At 70.9% G+C, this 1,869-nt stretch carries 3 protein-coding genes; 1 reads left to right on the top strand and 2 read right to left on the bottom strand.

Annotated elements, in window-relative coordinates; genetic code table 11:
- Positions 1-35 precede the first annotated feature (35 nt).
- On the bottom strand, positions 36-344 hold the full coding sequence (locus AC27IQ_RS23580; RefSeq protein ID WP_284405881.1) for a DUF1272 domain-containing protein: 309 nt from the start codon (positions 342-344) through the stop codon (positions 36-38).
- A 67-nt stretch (positions 345-411) separates the two neighbouring features.
- Entirely contained in the window at positions 412-978 is a 567-nt protein-coding gene (locus tag AC27IQ_RS23575; RefSeq protein ID WP_487091004.1) for a cysteine hydrolase family protein, read from the bottom strand.
- Between the two features lie 232 nt (positions 979-1,210).
- Between AC27IQ_RS23575 and AC27IQ_RS23570 the strand changes: the two genes are divergently transcribed.
- The coding region (locus AC27IQ_RS23570; protein WP_487091003.1) for an extracellular catalytic domain type 1 short-chain-length polyhydroxyalkanoate depolymerase at positions 1,211-1,869 on the top strand (659 nt) is incomplete at its 3' end.

The following is a 1,869-nucleotide window of genomic DNA, read 5'->3' as shown; positions in this document are numbered from 1 at the left end:
GAAGAAGACGTGGATGGGGGCGCCGGGGCCGCTGCTCATCGCTGTGCGGGCGGAATCTGCCGCAGGGCGGCGGCGAAGGCCGCGTGGGCGGCCGGGTCCACGGGCCGGTGGCGCACCACGGTGCTGGCGGGGTCGTTGCCCAGGAAATTGTTGCCCTTGTGGTTGTGCGCGGGCCGGATCGGGCGCGGGGCGAAGCCGCCGCCGCAGTTGGGGCACACGTTGCCGAGCACGTGGTCCACGCAGTCGGCGCAGAAGGTGCACTCGAAGCTGCAGATGCGCGCATCGGGCGAGGCGGGCGGCAGGGCGGTGTTGCAGTGTTCGCAGGTGGGGCGCAGTTCCAGCATGGCGCGTCTTCTTTCGTCGTGATGGCGGAGGGGGGGTGGACGGGGTGGGGGGCGGAAAGGGCGGGAATCAGGCTGCGGCGGCCACGCGCTCCAGCGCCTGGGCGGCGGTGCACACGGTGGCGAAGCGGTCCTGCAGCACGGTGGCCGTGCGGTCCCGGATGTCGGTGGCGGTGAGCGTGCGGCCGTCGGGCTGCACCATGTCCCAGGTGAGCGTGGCATCGAGGGCGTAGTCCACCTGCCAGCCCAGATCGGAGGCATGGCGGGTGGTGGTCTCGCAGCATTGCTCGGTGCGGATGCCGCTCACGATCAGGCGCTGGATGCCGTGCTGCGTCAGCCAGACGGCCAGGCCTGTGTCCACCAGTGCGCTGTGGCGCGATTTGGTGAAGGTGGCGGTGGCGTCGAACGGCGCCAGGCCCTCCAGCGGGCGCACGTGGCCGGACTCGATGGCGAACGGGTTGCCGGCCTCGGCGGGGCCGTCGCTGTGGAAGATGCGCACCACCGGCACGCCCCGGGCCACGCAGCCCTCGATGAGTGCGTTCTGCGCGGCGAGGTACGGCGGCAGGCTCTGCGCGGTGAAATAGGACCGCTGGCGGAACGATTCCTGCGCGTCGATCACTATGAGACAGGTTTTCATGGGGGCGCTTCGATGGGTGGTGGAGTATGGCGCTGATTTTGAGAGCAGCGGCGTCCGGCGTCCGGCCCGGGGCGGCCAGGGATCGATCATTTCAGGACATGTTTCGATGGCGCGCGGCCTGCGGGTTTGTAGTCCGTGGCGCCCAATTCCAGTTCTGGCAGGCCCAAAAAATGCTGCACTGCAACAAAACTGGTATGGTGAACCCGCTACCCCGCCGATTGGACGACCGCCCATGCCCCGCAGCTCCCGCCTGTTTTCCCTGTCCGTTTTCACCCGGGCCTACCAGCGCAACCTGAAGGCGCTGGCTCGCGCCACGCGCCCCGCGCGGGTGAAGGCGGCCGCCAAGCCCCTGCTGTCGCTGGTGAATGCCGCCACCCCCAAGGCCCGGGCGCCGCGCAAGGTGCCGCCCGGGGCCGGCGAATGGATAGGCGGCATCGCCCCCGGCCCGGCCGGCGCGCGGCGCTTTCACCTGCACATTCCCCCGGGCCTGGCCCTGGGCGCGGGCGAAAAGCTCCCCATGATGGTGATGTTGCACGGCTGCGGGCAGACGGGGGCCGATCTGGCCGCCAGTTCGCGCATGAACCGGCTCGCTGCCCGCGAGCGCTTTCTGGTGCTGTACCCCGAGCAGGAGCGCATCGCCAACGCGCAGGGCTGCTGGAACTGGTTCTCGCACCGCAACGGCAAGGCCCACGCGGAAGCGGCCACGCTCATGGCGGCGGTGGACCAGGTGGCGCGGCGCCATCCGGTCGATCTCACGCGCGTGGCGGTGGCCGGCCTGTCAGCCGGCGCATGCATGGCGGTGCTGCTGGCGGCGCGCTATCCGGAACGGTTCTGCGCGGTGGCCATGCATTCGGGCGTGGCGCCGGGCACGGCGGAGTCGTCCGCCCAGGC

The sequence above is a fragment of the Acidovorax sp. KPB24-07 genome, from assembly GCF_057543315.1.
Note: the sequence above shows the minus strand (reverse complement) of the source record. Positions and strands in the feature narration are given on the sequence as shown.